Genomic DNA, 15,049 nt, shown 5'->3' with positions numbered 1-15,049 from the left:
GACTCAGCGTTGCACGGCGGTGGGCAGCAGCGGCCCGGCGACATCGGTGAGCGCCTCTGGGGCGCGCAGCGTCACCCGTCGACCGGTAATCTCCACCCAGTGCTTCTCGCGAAATCGACTGAGCACGCGGCTCACCGTCTCGGACGCCAGACGCAGATAGTTGGCCATGTCGCTGCGCGACATCGGAAAGCGGAATACGGTATCGGAGAGGCCACGCTTCGCCTGCCTCGCCCCCAGATCCAACAGAAACGCCGCCACGCGTTCGTCTGCGGTGTGATCACCCGCCAACAGGCTCGCCATGCCGAGCTCGCGACTCAGCAGGCGAAACAGGTGCTGCTGTACGGTCGGCAATTCCGCAGCCAACTGACTCACGGCCGGAAAAGAGAAACGGCAGAAAGTCGACGATTCCAGTGCAATGGCATCGCACGGGTAGCATTCCGGGTAGATACCGTTCAAGCCGATCACTTCACCCGGTAGATAGAAACCCAGCACCTGCTCGCGACCGTCACGCCCAAACAACGAGGTCTTCACGCAACCGCTGCGTACCGCATAAATGGCGCGAAATGGCTCGCCCCGACGAAATATATGCGCGCCCTCCGCATGTGGCTGGATGTGTTCCACCAGGCAATGCAGCGCCGACAGCTCACTCTTGCCGTAACCAGTCGCCAGGCAGGAATCGGAGAACGCGCAGGAGTTGCAGAACCTCTCGTTGTCGCCCTGTGATGCGCCCGACTCGGCACGCGGCTGCTGGTACACGATCGACAGAGTGCTGGACATGACGGTATCGGGGACAAGCGCGGGGACGGCGCGGCGGCCTATTATGCCGTCTGATCTGACAAGTCTGTGCTGCGGCTGCCTGTCACAGGGTTAATTGATATCCCGCATGGACGATGGGATTCAGGCATTTTCTGGGAAAATGGCGACTCCGCACGGCCCCATCCGTGCCATCTCTTGGTTTGATGCAGGTGACGGAAGTGATTGAGCTGATAGGTTTTGATGGCGACGACACGCTGTGGCATAGCGAAGGCTTTTACCAGTCGGCGCACAGCGAGTTCGAGCAGATCATCGGCAACTATGTCGATATCGCCAATATCCACGTGCACGATCGGCTGCTCGCCACCGAGCGACAGAACATTCAGTTGTTCGGCTACGGCGCCAAGGGCATGACCCTCTCGATGCTGGAGTCGGCCATTGCGATTACCGAGCAACGCATCAGCGCCGCCGATCTGCATCGCATCATTGCACTTGGCAAGCAGGTGCTCGCCCACCCGGTAGACTTGCTGCCTGGCATCCGCGCTGCGGTGGAAGCCGTGGCCCAGCGGCACCGGGTGGTGCTGATTACCAAGGGCGATCTGTTTCATCAGGAACAGAAAGTGGCGAACAGCGGCCTGGCCGACCTGTTCCATCGCATAGAAATTGTGTCCGAGAAAGACGAGCGCGCCTATCGCAACGTCCTTGAAGAATTCGCGCTGTCGGCGGATCGTTTTGCGATGGTCGGCAACTCGCTGCGTTCGGACATCGCCCCGGTGGTGCAGATGGGTGGCTGGGGTGTCTACATGCCTTATCACGTGACCTGGGCCCACGAAACCGATACCGACTTCGTCGACCAGGATTCGCGCGTGGTGCAGGTGGATGGTCCGGGCGGCATCGCGAATGCCATCGAGGAGCTGCAGGCCCGTGCAGCCGTCTGACACCATGGCCGACGACCGCGCCACCCTGTCGCCATCTGCCGACGGCCTGCTTCGCGATCGTCAGCGCCTGCAAGACTTCATCGCCGCACACCCGCGCCTGTTCGTGCTGACCGGCGCTGGCTGCAGCACCGACTCCGGCATCCCCGACTACCGCGATACCGACGGTGGCTGGAAGCGCCCGCAGCCGGTGACCCATCAGGCCTTCATGGGCGAACAGGCCACGCGGCAACGCTACTGGGCACGCAGCCTGGTGGGCTGGCGCCGCTTTGGTCGTGCGAAACCCAACGCCACGCATCGCGCCCTGGCTCGCCTGGAACAACGCGGGCACATCACCACCCTGCTGACCCAGAATGTCGACGGCCTGCATCAAGCGGCCGGGCAGCAAAAGGTGATCGACCTGCACGGACGTCTCGACGAAGTACGCTGCATGCAGTGCACGCAGCGCCTGCCACGCGGCACCTTCCAGCACGAACTGGTGCGACTCAACCCGGACTGGGCCCAGCTGGATGCGGGCGACGCGCCGGATGGCGATGCCGACCTGGAGGGTCTCGACTTCGCGACCTTTGACGTTCCGCCATGCCCGGCGTGTGGCGGTGTGATGAAACCCGACGTGGTGTTCTTTGGCGAGGGCGTGCCGCGTGAGCGCGTTGACGCAGCCATCACATCACTAAACGAGGCCGACGCGATGTTGGTGGTCGGCTCATCGTTGATGGTGTTTTCGGGTTACCGCTTCGCGGCCGCCGCTGCGCGGGACGGCAAGCCCATTGCGGCCGTCAATCTGGGGCGTACCCGGGCTGACCCGCTGCTTGCCCTGAAGATCGAACAATCCTGCGCCGAGGCCTTGGCTTTCGTCGATTGAACGCGGCATCTTGCACGCTCGCGCAATATGACAATTTGATGCAAAGTAGACGAACCGGTCATCTGGAATCGCTCCATGAATGCCAGGTTGCAGCATCGCGCCTCAACTTCGCGTGTCTCACGGACCCGTCTCAAGGGACCGCCTGGCAACAATTTGGCGTTCGAACAGGTCCGCCAGATGGTGGACGGTTACTTCGCCAAAGCGGCTGATGCCCGCAAGCATCTGCTCGAGCAACCGTATACACCCAAGCAACTGCACGCGTGGCGCGTAGGTCTGCGGCGCATCACGGCCACCATCAAGAAGGTCACCGACATTTCGGATGATCGGCTCGACGACGTACAGGCTTATTTGCGCGCGTGCCGCGAAGCAACCGGACGCTGCCGCGACATCGATATTCTTGCACTGGAAACGCTGCCCGCCTTCCTTCGCGAGTGCCACGTGATACCGCCGCCAGCGGCAACCATGCAGCAAGCGATCATGGACTTGCAGCAACAGGCGCATGCGCAGGCCATCGCGGCACTAAAGAAAGTCAGCCTGACCATGTCCACGCAGTCATGGCAGCACTGGGCCGCGACGCTCGATCCACCGAGCAACGAACGCCTCCGCAAGAATGCCGCCCAGATCATTGATGAGCGCTTTGTTGTGGTGACCAAGCGCATCACCAAACTCGACGGCGGAAAGAAGCGGCTGCATCGCCTGCGGGCGGCGGTCAAAAAGCTGCGCTATAGCATGGAGCTGTACCAACACCTGTTCCCCAAGCAGGCAGTTACCCGCTGGCTGGCGCAGCTTGCTGATCTGCAGTCACACTTCGGCCTGGCTCACGATCGCATGATGGCGCGCGAGCTGGTGACTGCCTTGCCCCTCGCCGAAAGCGACCGGGCACCGGTCAAGGCGTTCCGCAAGTGGGCCAAGAAATCGGCCTACGAGGCGTCCAAGAAAGCCACACAATCGCTGGATAAGCTGGACAAGCTGCACCACTACTGGCGCAAATGAGTTTGCCGCATCAGCGGCGCGCTCGAAAAAACTCTCGCAGCATGGCCGACGACTCGTCGGCCAACAGACCACCATTCACCATGATGCGGTGATTGTGGCGGTCGGAAATCAACGTATCGAACACGCTACCCGCTGCACCCGTCTTGGGATCGGTCGCCGCGTAAACCACACGACCGATACGCGCATGCACCAACGCCATGGCGCACATCGCGCACGGCTCCAGTGTCACGTACAGCGTGGCACCGGGCATGCGGTAGTTGGAAAGCTTCTCACCCGCCGCGCGCAGCGCCATGATTTCCGCGTGCGCGCTGGGGTCGTTGAGCGTGATATTACGGTTCCAGCCCAGGCCGATGATCTCGCTATCCTGCACCAGCACGGCGCCCACCGGCACCTCGTTTTCGGCGTCGCGCGCATGGGCAGCCAGCTGCAAGGCGCGGCGCATATAGCCCTCGTCCTCGGCAGAGAATAGCGGGGCGGAAAGCGGCAGATCGTCGGTCATGGAACAGGAAAGCCTCAGGCACAGCGCGACATTCTATCGTCCACGCCGCCCAAGTGCCGCACCATACGGGAGAACCCTATGCCACCGACCAGCCCATCCACAGCACTCATCATCGGCGCCTCGCGCGGACTGGGACTGGCACTCGCCGCCGAATATCTCAGACGCGGCTGGCAGGTCATCGCCACCGTGCGTGGCGAACGCCCTACTCGGCTGCACGATCTCGCCGTAGCCGCCAGCGGACGATTGGAGGTGGCGTGGGTCGATATCGACATGGTGCAGGAAGTGGCTGCATTGCGCCGCCAGCTCGCCTCCCGACGCATCGACCTGTTGTTCGTCAACGCCGGCATCGCCATCGATCCGGACACGGACATCGGTGACGTACGCACCGAGGACTTCGTGCGCATGATGGTCACCAATGCGCTTGGCCCCATGCGGGTGATCGAAGCCTTCGAGACCCTGGTGCCGGCGACCGGCACCATCGCCGCCATGTCGTCCGACCTGGGCAGCGTCTCCGAGAACGTGGAGGGAGGCTGGGAGGCTTATCGGGCCAGCAAGGCGGCACTCAACACCTTGATGCGCAGCTTTGCCGCCCGCCATTCGGGCGATCCACGCTGCCTGCTGCTGATTGCACCGGGCTGGGTGCGCACGGATATGGGCGGGCCGGATGCCGAGCTATCGATCGAGGAGAGCATTCCCCGTGTAGTCGACACCATCACGGCGCAGGCCGGTCGCGCCGGCCTGCATTACCTCGATTACCTGGGGCGAACAGTCCCCTGGTGAGAGTTGCGTACAAGTTACGCAAAATCAGTGAGATACGCAGACTTCCTGAGAAAGTCTGCCTATTCATGACCGCGGAAACTCACTCCCACTCAATGGTTGCGGGCGGCTTGCCACTGATGTCATAAACGACGCGAGAAACACCGCGCAACTCATTGATAATACGATTGGAAACCTTGCCAAGGAAGTCGTACGGCAGGTGCGCCCAATGGGCCGTCATGAAGTCGATGGTCTCGACGGCACGCAGCGCGATCACCCATTCATAGGCACGGGCATCGCCCACCACACCCACCGACTTCACCGGCAGGAACACGGCGAAGGCCTGGCTGGTCTTGTCGTACAGATCCCAGGCGCGCAGCTCTTCAATGAAGATGGCGTCGGCGCGGGCCAGCAGCTCGGCGTACTCCGGCTTGACCTCGCCCAGGATGCGAACACCCAGGCCCGGACCCGGGAACGGGTGACGGTAGACCATCTCGCGCGGCAGGCCGAGCTCTACGCCGATGCGGCGCACTTCGTCCTTGAACAACTCACGCAGCGGCTCGACCAACTTGAGCTTCATGTGCTCCGGCAGGCCGCCGACGTTGTGGTGGCTCTTGATGACGTGGGCCTTGCCGGTCTTGCTGCCGGCGGACTCGATCACGTCCGGGTAGATGGTGCCCTGCGCCAGCCACTTCACCTGGCCGTGGCCGGCTGCGGTGACCTTGGCCGATTCCTCGTCGAAGATCTCGACGAACAGGCGGCCGATGATCTTGCGCTTGGCCTCCGGGTCGGCGACGCCTTCCAGCGCCTTGAAGTAGCGCTCAGCGGCGTTGACGCGAATGACCTTGACGCCCATGTGCTCGGCCATGGTGGCCATCACCTGGTCACCTTCCTGCCAGCGCAGGAGGCCCGTGTCGACGAACACACAGGTCAGCTGCTTGCCGATGGCCCGGTGCAGCAGCGCGGCAACCACGGAGGAATCGACGCCGCCGGAAAGACCAAGCAACACATGGTCGTCACCGACCTGCTCGCGCACACGCGAGATCTGGTCTTCAATGATGTGCGCTGCGGTCCACAATGTCTGGCAGCCACAAATTTCCGTGACGAAACGTTCAAGCAACGCCATGCCCTGCTTGGTGTGCGTCACTTCCGGATGGAATTGCACGCCGTACCAGCGTTTGTCCTCGTTCTCCATCACCGCCACCGGGATGCGGTCGGTGGTGCCGGTGATGGTGAAGCCCGGCGGTGCCTTGGCGACGTGATCGCCGTGGCTCATCCAGACGTCCAGACGATGTGCGCTGTCGTGGTCGCTCAAGCCAGCGAACAGGCGGCTCTTTGCCACGATGTCCACTTCGGCGTAGCCGAATTCGCGCGAATCAGCGGCTTCGGTGGCGCCGCCCAACTGGGCAGCCAGTGTCTGCATGCCGTAGCAGATGCCGAGGATCGGCAAGCCCGAATCGAACGCTTCCTGCGGCGCCCGCGGCGCACCCGGCAGCGTGGTCGACTCCGGGCCACCCGAGAGAATGATGCCCTTGGCGCCGAACGCAGCGATCTCTGCCGGGTCGTGGTCCCACGCCCAGATTTCGCAATACACGCCGATCTCGCGCACGCGGCGGGCGATCAGCTGGGTGTACTGCGCGCCGAAATCGAGGATGAGGATTTTGTCGCTATGGATATCGGTCACGGTGCGGCTCCGGTGCGCGGCAGGCTTGCCCTGCCCTGCGCTTGAATCTTGGAATGCGAAAGCGACGCCGGAAAGCGTCACCTTCCGTTGAAACGATGCGCCGGCCATAAGGCCGGCGCGGATCCGTTACGAATTGAGCCGATAGTTCGGCGCTTCCTTCGTGATCTGGATGTCGTGCGGATGCGCTTCGGTGACGCCAGCGCTGGTCACCTTCACAAACTGCGCCTTGTGGCGCACGTCCTCGACGGTGGCCGCACCCAGGTAGCCCATCGAGGCACGCAGGCCGCCGATCAGCTGATGGATGATGTTACGCAGCGGGCCGCGGTACGGCACGCGACCTTCAATGCCTTCCGGCACCAGCTTGTCGGCGTCGGCTTCGTCCTGGAAGTAGCGATCCTTGGAGCCCAGCGCCATGGCACCGAGCGAACCCATGCCGCGGTAGCTCTTGTACGAACGGCCCTGGAACAGTTCCACATCGCCCGGCGACTCTTCGGTACCGGCGAACATCGAGCCCAGCATCACGGTGGACGCACCGGCGGCAAGCGCCTTGGGGATATCGCCCGAGTAGCGGATGCCGCCGTCGGCGATGAGCGGAATCTCATCCTTCAGCGCGGTAGCGACCAGATCGATGGCGGTGATCTGCGGCACGCCCACGCCAGCGACAACGCGCGTGGTGCAGATCGAGCCCGGGCCCACGCCTACCTTCACGGCATCGACGCCAGCATCGAGCAGCGCACGCGCCGCTTCACCGGTAACGATGTTGCCGGCAATCACCTGCACCTGCGGGTAGCGCTTCTTCACCCAGGCAGCACGTTCGATCACGCCCTGCGAATGACCGTGCGCGGTGTCGACCACCAGCACGTCCACGCCGGCATCGATCAGCGCTTCGACGCGCTGCTCGGTATCGCCACCCACGCCCACCGCGGCGCCGACCAGTAGGCGCTCGAGGCGATCCTTGGCAGCGTTCGGGTTGTCACGGGCCTTCTGGATATCTTTGACGGTGATCAGCCCGCGCAGCTGATAGTCGTCGTTCACCACCAGCACCTTTTCGATGCGGTGCTTGTGTAGCAGCTCCAGCACGTCGTCCTGGCTGGCGCCCTCACGCACCGTCACCAGCTTGTCCTGGCGGGTCATGATGTTGCGCACGGGGTCTTCATGCTTGCGCTCGAAGCGCAGATCGCGACTGGTGACGATGCCGACCAGCTTCTCGCCTTCCACCACCGGCACGCCGGAGATGTTGTGCGCGCGGGTAAGGCGCAGCACTTCGCCAATGGAGGTGTGCGGGCCAACGGTAATGGGGCTGCGAATGACGCCGGCTTCGAACTTCTTGACCAGGCGCACTTCGGCGGCCTGCTGCTCGGCGGTCATGTTTTTGTGGATGATGCCGATGCCGCCCTGCTGGGCCATCGTGATGGCGAGGCGGGCTTCGGTCACCGTGTCCATGGCGGCGGACACGATGGGAATGTTCAGGCGCAGGTTTCGGGTAAGTCGCGTGGAAGTGTCTACGTCACGCGGCAGAACGGCCGAATGGGCCGGAACGAGATAAACATCGTCGTAGGTGAGAGCCTCGGCGAGGATGCGCATGCGAAAAGTCCCGCTGCAAAGAGAGGATTATACGCGGAAGGCTGCTGCACCGCCACACGCTACATGAACAATCAGTTGCCACCGACGCGACGATGGCAACATCGAATCTCAAGCGCCGCGATGCAGAAGCGCGCGTGCCTCCGCGGCTTCCAGCGTGTTTTCAAGCAGCGTCGCCACGGTCATCGGACCCACGCCACCGGGCACCGGCGTGATCCAGCTGGCGCGCTCGGCAGCGGCGGCGAAGTCGACATCGCCCACCAGGCGGCCATCTTCCAGGCGGTTAATGCCCACATCGACGACCACAGCACCCTGCTTGATCCACTCGCCCTTGACCAACCCGGGCTTGCCCACCGCCACGATCACGATGTCGGCCTGACGCACGAAGTGCTCAAGGTCGCGAGTGAAACGATGGCAACAGGTGGTAGTGCAACCGGCAATCAGCAGCTCCAGCGCAAGCGGCCGGCCTACGTGGTTGGATACGCCCACCACCACCGCATGCTGGCCCCGTACCGGGCGATCGGTGTGGCCCAGCAAGGTCATCACGCCACGGGGCGTACAGGGGCGCAAACCGAAGCGACGCAAGGCGAGACGGCCAACGTTGACCGCCTGAAAGCCGTCCACATCCTTGGCCGGGTCGATGCGGTCGACCAGCGCATCCTCATCGATGTGATCGGGCAGCGGCGACTGCACCAGGATGCCGTGCACGGCCGGGTCGGCATTGAGTCGGTCGATCAATGCGATCAGCTCTTCCTGGGTAGTGCTCGAGGGCAGATCGAAATCGAAGGAACGGAAGCCAACCTGATGGCAGGCTTTGCGTTTATTGCGCACGTAGACCGATGAAGCCGCGTCATCGCCGACCAGTACCACGGCGAGGCCGGGCTCGTCCAAACCCTTGGCCTTGCGCTCGATGACACGCTGGCCGATCCGATCCATCAATTCCTGAGCGATGCGTTTACCGTCGAGGATGCGTGCGGTCATGGTCGGGCCTGCCTGCAAAGAGACGTATTATCCAAGCTCAACCGCACGCATACAAACCAAATCGAATGGCCGCCATCCCAAGCCCGCCCGCTTCGTTGGAACTTGCAGCAGACGACCTGTGTCTGCGCCCCTGGCAACCCGGTGACGCCGCCGCACTCTACGAGGCGGCCAGGGAGTCACTCGCCACAGTTGGGGCATGGCTGCCTTGGCTCCATGAGGATTACCGCCCAGAGGACAGCAAGCACTGGGTCGCGCACTGCCAGTCTGCCTGGAAACGTGGCGAGCTCTACGCCTTCGGCATTTTTGACCAGCAAGGTCGCCTGCTTGGCAGCATGAGTCTCAACCGACTGGACCCGCAGCGTCTCAACGCCAACCTGGGCTACTGGGTACGCGAACAGGAACAAGGGAAAGGCATTGCCGCGCGCGCCCTGCGCGCCATTGCCTCCTTCGGCTTTGACGCATTGAACTTGATTCGCATCGAGATCGTCACCGCGATCGACAATGCAGCCAGCCGACGCGTGGCGGAGCGCGCTGGCGCCAGCTTTGATGGCATCTCACCCAACCGCATCGTTCATCGCGGCAAGCCCGCCAACGCCGCCGTTTATTCATTACTGCGGGCAGACGATGACGCTCTTGCGTCGGGCCCGGTCATTGAGGAAGGGCCGATTCGCCTGCGGCCTTACCAGTTATCCGATCTGGATGCCCTCCTCGACGCGCTGCACGAATCCGCCGACAGCATCGGTCGCTGGCAGGACTGGATGACGCCGCGCTATTCCCGAGATGACGCCCGCCACTGGATCACGCGCAGCCGCCTGGCATGGCGTGGCGCGGGAGATGAATGCGCATTGGCCATTATTGACCGCACTACCGACGAACTGGTCGGCAGCATCGCCATCAATCATTGGCAGCCCGAATATTGCACCGCCAATCTTGGGTACTGGGTACGCCAGAGCCGACAGGGGCTGGGTGCAGCATCGGCCGCGGTACGCCTGCTCGCCCGCCATGCGCTGCAGTCCACCGAATTGCAACGATTGGAAATCGTGATTGCAACGGAAAATGCGGCAAGCCGACGCGTTGCGGAAAAAGCAGGCGCACGGCTCGAAGGCATCGCCCGCAACCGGCTTGTCCTGCATGGTCAGTCGCTGGATGCAGCCATGTACTCGATTGTCGCCACCGACATGCTCTGAGCGGACTCAGCCCGCCGCAGCGCACAGCTGCGCAATATCTTCGTAGCCGGTGAAGGTGGCGTGGCTGCCGCAACCGGGACAACCCGGATCGCGCGGCAAACGTGTTTCGCGGAAACGCATGGCCAACGCATCAAAGGTCAGCAGCCGCCCCACCAGCGGCTCGCCGATGCCAAGGACAAGCTTTAGAACCTCGGTCGCCTGCAACAGCCCCACCATGCCGGGCAGCACACCGAGCACACCCGCTTCGCTGCAATTAGGTGCCTCCGCCGCCGAGGGCGGTTCCGGGAACAGGCAGCGATAGCAGGGCGAATCCGCGCGCCGCGGATCAAATACGCTCACCTGTCCAATGAAACGCTCGACGGCGCCGTACACCATCGGCAGACCCAATTGCCGGGACGCCGCCGCCACCAGATAGCGTGCGGAGAAATTGTCGGCTCCATCGAAGACAAGATCATGGTCCGCCAGCAGGCGCTCCACATTGCTGGCTTGCAGGCGCTCGTTGCGGACCTCCACGCGCACGCGGGGGTTGAGTCCCGCCAATGCGATTTGTGCCGACTCGGTCTTGTGCATGCCCACCCGAGCGTCGGCATGGATCACCTGGCGATGCAGATTCGATCGCTCGACGCGATCGTCATCGATCAGTGTGATCTGACCTACGCCCGCAGCGGCGAGATAGAGCGCTGCCGGTGCCCCGAGCCCGCCCGCACCCAACATCGCTATGCGTGCCTCAGCGAGCTTCGCCTGCCCCGCCTCGCCTACTTGAGGGAGTACCAACTGACGGGCGTAACGTTCGGCTGCATCGGCATCCAAGGCTCCCTGGGTAACCGGCAACCCTTCTTCTTTCCAGCGCTGAAAGCCACCGGACATCGACATCACCTGTCGATAGCCCATGCGCTGCAGCGCTTCGGAGGCGAGCAGTGAACGCACCCCACTGCCGCACATCAGCACGATGGGGCGCCCACGATCAGCCTCGATCTGCTCGATGCGCAGCTCAAGGAAGCCTCGCGAAAGACCCACTGCACCAGCCGGCGAGCCACTGGCACGCTCACCATCTTCACGAACGTCAATCAGCAGGCCGCCCTGGGCTTGCCGGGCCAGAGCGTCGGCAGGAGTGATTTCGGGAATGCTGGCGCGCAGGGACTCGAGCCAGCTATCGCGGTTGAGGCTTGTCATTGAACTAGCTTACGGCGGTATATCCGCCACTCCAAGAGTACGCCGTTTCCTAGGCGCCATTCCTGTAGGAGCGCACTTGTGCGCGACCGCAACCTGAAGGGCTCACCACAGGGAGGCGTTGACGCGACAAACGATCACGACGGTGACGACATAACCCTGCGGTCGCGCACAAGTGCGCTCCTACAGGAAAGCAACGGCGCTGGAACTAGCTCAGCGCTTGCGCTTCTTCATCTCGCGGATCATGCGCTGACGCTTGCGCATCTGACCTTCGGTGAGCACGTTCTTCTTGCCAGCGAACGGGTTCTCACCGTCGCGGAACTCGATGCGCACCGGCGTGCCTTCCAGGCGATAGCGCTTGCGGAAGAAGTTTTCCAGGTAACGGCGGTAAGCCGGCGCAATATGCTTGGTGCGACTGCCGTGGATGACGATGGTCGGCGGGTTGGTGCCGCCCGGATGCGCGAAGCGCAGTTTGGGGGCATGACCGCGCACCAGCGGCGGCTGGTAACCCTCGTAGGCGCGCTCCAGCGTCTTGGTGAGCTCAGACGAACCCAGCTCTTTGGTTGCTGCGTGATGGGCGCGCACGACGGACTTCATCAACTCACGCAGGCCCGAGCCGTGCAGTGCCGAAATGAACACCGTCTTGGCCCAGTCGACGAACTGCAGGCGACGCTCCAGCGCTTTCTCGCACATTTCGCGCTGGTAGCTGTCCATGCCGTCCCACTTGTTGACGGCAATGACGAGCGCCCTGCCCTCGTCGACCGCGTGGCCGATCAGGGTGAGATCCTGGTCGGCGAGGTTCTCGCGCGCATCGATCATCACCACCACGACCTGCGCGGCGGCCATCGACTGCAGCGTCTTGATGACACTGAATTTCTCCACCGCCTCTTCGACGCGCGCCTTGCGACGCACGCCGGCGGTATCGATCAGGGTGTATTTGCGACCATCGCGCTCCAGCGACACCTTGATCGGGTCGCGCGTGGTGCCCGCCACATTGGAGACGATCAGGCGATCCTCGCCCAGCAGTCGATTGATCAAGGTGGACTTGCCCGCATTCGGGCGCCCCACGATGGCGACGCGAATGCTATCCGGGTCGGCCGCCTCGATTTCTTCGTGCGCATCTTCCGGCAGCAGCGTGAGCGCCGACGCGATCAGATCTTCGGTGCCGCGATTGTGCGCAGCGGACAGCGGCAGCGTATTGGCAATGCCGAACACGGCGAATTCCGCCATGGCGTTCTGCAGATCCAGGCCGTCGGTCTTGTTGACCGCAGCAATGATCGGCTTGCCGCTACGGCGCAGCTCGTCGAGGATGGTGCGATCCTGCGGCAGCAGGCCATCACGCGCATCCACCACAAAGACCAGCACGCTGGCTTCTTCGATAGCCAAACGCACCTGCTGCGCGGTAAGGCCCTCGATGCCTTCTTCTTCACCGGACAAGCCGCCGGTGTCCACCACCACGAAGGGGCGTGCACCGGTGCGGCACACGCCGTAGTGACGATCTCGCGTGACGCCCGGCATATCAGCCACCAGGGCGTCACGACTGCGCGTCATTGCGTTGAATAGGGTCGATTTACCGACATTGGGACGACCGACCAGGGCAACGACGGGCAACATGTGTCAGACAACCTTGCAATCTATCAGCGCGCGCCGAGACGGAAAGCGCCGATGCGGCCCTTCACGTCCACGACGTACACCATGTCACCCACCACCAAAGGCTGGGCACGAATGGGCTTCTTGGAAAGGCGGATGCGCGCAGCCAGTGCACCATCGCTGGTCTGCAAGAAGTGCACATAGCCTTCCAGGTCGCCGACGACAACGTGATCGCCCAGCACGGCCGGACCGGTGAGCCAGCGGTATCTCAGCGCCTCGTTCTTCCACATGTCGGCGCCGCCGTTCTTGTCGAACGCCCACACCTGCGACTCATCATTCACGCCATAGATGGCGTTGTTATTGACGTCGATCGAGGTGAAGGTGGAGAACGGGCGACCCCACAGCGGACGGCCGCTGGGGCCATCCACTGCCACCAGATTGCCGTGATAGGCAGCACCGAAGAGCGTGGTGCCATCAAGCAGGATGCCGCCATCCACGTCGCTGAGGCGATCGATTTCGGTGCGGCCTTCGCCGCTGGCGAGTGTCTGTTCCCACAGCTTCTCGCCGTTGTCCAGGCGCAGCGCAACCAACTTGCCAGCGTCACTGCCGTAGAACACCACGCCGTTGGCGACCAACAGCGGACCATTGCCGCGCAGGCTGAGCAGCGGCACGCTGTCCTGGTCGTACACCCAGCGGCGCTCGCCGGTGGCGCTGTCGAAGCCGTACAGGCGACCGTCCTGGGTACGGGCGATCACTACATTGCCGGCGATGGCCGGCGAAGAAATCACTTCGGAGTTGACTACGGACTCCCAACGCGGACTACCGTCCTTCGCGTTGATGCCATAGATATGGCCGTCCAGCGTACCCACCACGAGCAGGTCGCCGGAAACCGTGGGACCGCCCGCATAGAGGGCGTCAGCCCGCTTCTTGTCGCCCCAGCCGAACCAGCCTTGGGTACGGGAGCTCTTGGACCACAGGGTTTTGCCGCTGGCAGCGTCGATGGCGGCCAGCTTGCCGTCGGTGCTGGCGGCGTAGAGAACGCCGTCGGCAAATGCCGGGCGCAGGCGCACGCCGCTATCACCGGCGCCACTGCCAACACTGTTGGTCCAGACCTTGGTGACCTGGACCGTGGGCTTGAAGTCCTTATCCAGCGGAGTCGGCGGCTGGACGTTTTCCTTCTTGAACGAATGGCAACCGGCAAGGGCTACCAGGGAGGTCAGCGCTACCAGCCAAACGCGCTTCATCGCACCGCGCTTCTTCACTTCAGGTTTCATGCACCCTGCTTCCCGGCCACGGCCAGATCATCGATTTTCATCTGCACGCTCTGAGGCGCGCTCTCGCCCATCGCCAGCTTGGCAGCTTCGTATGCCTTGCGAGCATCGTCAGGACGCCCAAGCTTGACCAGCACATCGCCGCGTAGTTCCTGTGCCACGCCCTCATAGCTCTTGGGCGGCATGCGGTCGAGCGCGGCGAGCGCTTCGGCGTCCTTGCCCTGCGCCAGCAGCACGCGCGCAATGCGCATCTGCACCAGTGCTTTCAGGTTGTCATCCGTGGCGTGGGCTTCGGCCCAGGCAAGTGACTCAAGCGCCTTGTCCAGCTGCTTGGCCCGCACCTGACGCTCGGCACGGTCGCTCATCGCGAACATGGCGTACGGGGTATCGGTGAAATCCTTGGTCAGCTGCTCGGTGAGCGCGTCGGCGCTATCGGACTTGCCGCCGGCGACCGCGACCTGCACCTGCTGATAGAGGTTGGCGGCGTCGGTCTGATGAGCCGTCTTGTGATCGTTCCACTTGCCCCAGCCGAAAATGCCGACCAGACCAATCGCAATGCCGACGACGATGGACAGACCGTTTTGACGCAGCCACTGCTGTACGCGTTCGCCCTGTTCGTACTCGTCGTACTCTTCAAAAGCCATGCAATCACCCTCGGGGAGCCGCACACCAGAGGCATCTGGAGGCAATGCCTGTCATGCGGAAAATGAAATCAGCCCATGGCCCGCTCGGTATCGAGCGGACAATGGGCAAGCATAACCGATTGCGCCGGACCGCACAGGCCCGG

The 15,049-nt window shown here is 63.1% G+C and carries 14 protein-coding genes; 5 read left to right on the top strand and 9 right to left on the bottom strand.

From position 1 onward, the window contains the following. Positions 1-3: 3 nt before the first annotated feature. Positions 4-777, bottom strand: a complete 774-nt coding sequence (locus AC0GUR_RS08845) for a helix-turn-helix domain-containing protein (protein ID WP_472877088.1) — start codon at positions 775-777, stop codon at positions 4-6. 182 nt (positions 778-959) lie between these two features. Here AC0GUR_RS08845 and AC0GUR_RS08840 point away from each other — a divergent pair, with 182 nt between their 5' ends. From AC0GUR_RS08840 to AC0GUR_RS08830, 3 genes are all read left to right on the top strand, one after another. After that, positions 960-1,691: an HAD family hydrolase gene (locus AC0GUR_RS08840; RefSeq protein WP_472877369.1), complete on the top strand. Its 732-nt coding sequence runs from the start codon at positions 960-962 to the stop codon at positions 1,689-1,691. Positions 1,692-1,695: 4 nt separating this feature from the next. Next, positions 1,696-2,550, top strand: coding sequence for an NAD-dependent protein deacetylase (locus tag AC0GUR_RS08835; protein WP_472877368.1), 855 nt, complete (start codon positions 1,696-1,698; stop codon positions 2,548-2,550). 75 nt (positions 2,551-2,625) lie between these two features. After that, complete coding sequence (locus tag AC0GUR_RS08830) at positions 2,626-3,543, top strand: CHAD domain-containing protein (RefSeq protein WP_472877087.1); 918 nt, start codon at positions 2,626-2,628, stop codon at positions 3,541-3,543. Positions 3,544-3,553: 10 nt separating this feature from the next. Here AC0GUR_RS08830 and tadA read toward each other — a convergent pair whose 3' ends face one another. Continuing rightward, positions 3,554-4,042 carry a tRNA adenosine(34) deaminase TadA gene (gene tadA, locus AC0GUR_RS08825; RefSeq protein ID WP_472877086.1) on the bottom strand — a complete coding sequence of 163 codons (489 nt, stop codon included), beginning with the start codon at positions 4,040-4,042 and terminating at the stop codon, positions 3,554-3,556. A 78-nt stretch (positions 4,043-4,120) separates the two neighbouring features. On the opposite strand from tadA, the gene AC0GUR_RS08820 reads away from it, so the two are divergent. After that, entirely contained in the window at positions 4,121-4,822 is a 702-nt protein-coding gene (locus tag AC0GUR_RS08820) for an SDR family NAD(P)-dependent oxidoreductase (RefSeq protein WP_472877085.1), read from the top strand. A 79-nt stretch (positions 4,823-4,901) separates the two neighbouring features. Here AC0GUR_RS08820 and guaA read toward each other — a convergent pair whose 3' ends face one another. From guaA to folD, 3 genes are all read right to left on the bottom strand, one after another. Beyond that, on the bottom strand, positions 4,902-6,482 hold the full coding sequence (gene guaA / locus AC0GUR_RS08815; RefSeq protein WP_472877084.1) for a glutamine-hydrolyzing GMP synthase: 1,581 nt from the start codon (positions 6,480-6,482) through the stop codon (positions 4,902-4,904). Between the two features lie 126 nt (positions 6,483-6,608). Further along, on the bottom strand, positions 6,609-8,066 hold the full coding sequence (gene guaB / locus AC0GUR_RS08810) for an IMP dehydrogenase (protein ID WP_472877083.1): 1,458 nt from the start codon (positions 8,064-8,066) through the stop codon (positions 6,609-6,611). Between the two features lie 108 nt (positions 8,067-8,174). Beyond that, on the bottom strand, positions 8,175-9,044 hold the full coding sequence (folD, locus tag AC0GUR_RS08805) for a bifunctional methylenetetrahydrofolate dehydrogenase/methenyltetrahydrofolate cyclohydrolase FolD (RefSeq protein ID WP_472877082.1): 870 nt from the start codon (positions 9,042-9,044) through the stop codon (positions 8,175-8,177). A gap of 65 nt (positions 9,045-9,109) precedes the next feature. Between folD and AC0GUR_RS08800 the strand changes: the two genes are divergently transcribed. Then, on the top strand, positions 9,110-10,231 hold the full coding sequence (locus AC0GUR_RS08800) for a GNAT family N-acetyltransferase (protein WP_472877081.1): 1,122 nt from the start codon (positions 9,110-9,112) through the stop codon (positions 10,229-10,231). A gap of 6 nt (positions 10,232-10,237) precedes the next feature. On the opposite strand, the gene moeB is transcribed toward AC0GUR_RS08800, so the two are convergent. The 4 genes from moeB to AC0GUR_RS08780 all read right to left on the bottom strand — a co-directional run bounded on the left by moeB (position 10,238) and on the right by AC0GUR_RS08780 (position 14,906). Continuing rightward, positions 10,238-11,404 carry a molybdopterin-synthase adenylyltransferase MoeB gene (gene moeB / locus AC0GUR_RS08795; RefSeq protein ID WP_472877080.1) on the bottom strand — a complete coding sequence of 389 codons (1,167 nt, stop codon included), beginning with the start codon at positions 11,402-11,404 and terminating at the stop codon, positions 10,238-10,240. A gap of 210 nt (positions 11,405-11,614) precedes the next feature. Continuing rightward, entirely contained in the window at positions 11,615-13,015 is a 1,401-nt protein-coding gene (der, locus tag AC0GUR_RS08790) for a ribosome biogenesis GTPase Der (RefSeq protein WP_472877079.1), read from the bottom strand. Positions 13,016-13,038: 23 nt separating this feature from the next. Then, positions 13,039-14,265 carry an outer membrane protein assembly factor BamB gene (gene bamB, locus AC0GUR_RS08785; protein ID WP_472877078.1) on the bottom strand — a complete coding sequence of 409 codons (1,227 nt, stop codon included), beginning with the start codon at positions 14,263-14,265 and terminating at the stop codon, positions 13,039-13,041. Further along, positions 14,262-14,906, bottom strand: a complete 645-nt coding sequence (locus AC0GUR_RS08780) for a YfgM family protein (protein WP_472877077.1) — start codon at positions 14,904-14,906, stop codon at positions 14,262-14,264. Before AC0GUR_RS08780 ends, bamB begins: the two co-directional genes overlap by 4 nt. Positions 14,907-15,049: the final 143 nt, after the last annotated feature.

It is taken from the genome of Dyella sp. PARNA 12/25 (assembly GCF_055702865.1).
This window is presented reverse-complemented; position numbering and strand designations above follow the sequence as displayed.

What these genes read in the sequence shown, in the direction of transcription:
- AC0GUR_RS08845 (WP_472877088.1), bottom strand. Translation starts at nt 777, where the DNA reads ATGTCCAGCACTCTGTCGATCGTGTACCAGCAGCCGCGTGCCGAGTCG.
- AC0GUR_RS08840 (WP_472877369.1), top strand. Translation starts at nt 960, where the DNA reads ATGCAGGTGACGGAAGTGATTGAGCTGATAGGTTTTGATGGCGACGAC.
- AC0GUR_RS08835 (WP_472877368.1), top strand. Translation starts at nt 1,696, where the DNA reads ATGGCCGACGACCGCGCCACCCTGTCGCCATCTGCCGACGGCCTGCTT.
- AC0GUR_RS08830 (WP_472877087.1), top strand. Translation starts at nt 2,626, where the DNA reads ATGAATGCCAGGTTGCAGCATCGCGCCTCAACTTCGCGTGTCTCACGG.
- tadA (WP_472877086.1), bottom strand. Translation starts at nt 4,042, where the DNA reads ATGACCGACGATCTGCCGCTTTCCGCCCCGCTATTCTCTGCCGAGGAC.
- AC0GUR_RS08820 (WP_472877085.1), top strand. Translation starts at nt 4,121, where the DNA reads ATGCCACCGACCAGCCCATCCACAGCACTCATCATCGGCGCCTCGCGC.
- guaB (WP_472877083.1), bottom strand. Translation starts at nt 8,066, where the DNA reads ATGCGCATCCTCGCCGAGGCTCTCACCTACGACGATGTTTATCTCGTT.
- folD (WP_472877082.1), bottom strand. Translation starts at nt 9,044, where the DNA reads ATGACCGCACGCATCCTCGACGGTAAACGCATCGCTCAGGAATTGATG.
- AC0GUR_RS08800 (WP_472877081.1), top strand. Translation starts at nt 9,110, where the DNA reads ATGGCCGCCATCCCAAGCCCGCCCGCTTCGTTGGAACTTGCAGCAGAC.
- moeB (WP_472877080.1), bottom strand. Translation starts at nt 11,404, where the DNA reads ATGACAAGCCTCAACCGCGATAGCTGGCTCGAGTCCCTGCGCGCCAGC.
- der (WP_472877079.1), bottom strand. Translation starts at nt 13,015, where the DNA reads ATGTTGCCCGTCGTTGCCCTGGTCGGTCGTCCCAATGTCGGTAAATCG.
- bamB (WP_472877078.1), bottom strand. Translation starts at nt 14,265, where the DNA reads ATGAAACCTGAAGTGAAGAAGCGCGGTGCGATGAAGCGCGTTTGGCTG.
- AC0GUR_RS08780 (WP_472877077.1), bottom strand. Translation starts at nt 14,906, where the DNA reads ATGGCTTTTGAAGAGTACGACGAGTACGAACAGGGCGAACGCGTACAG.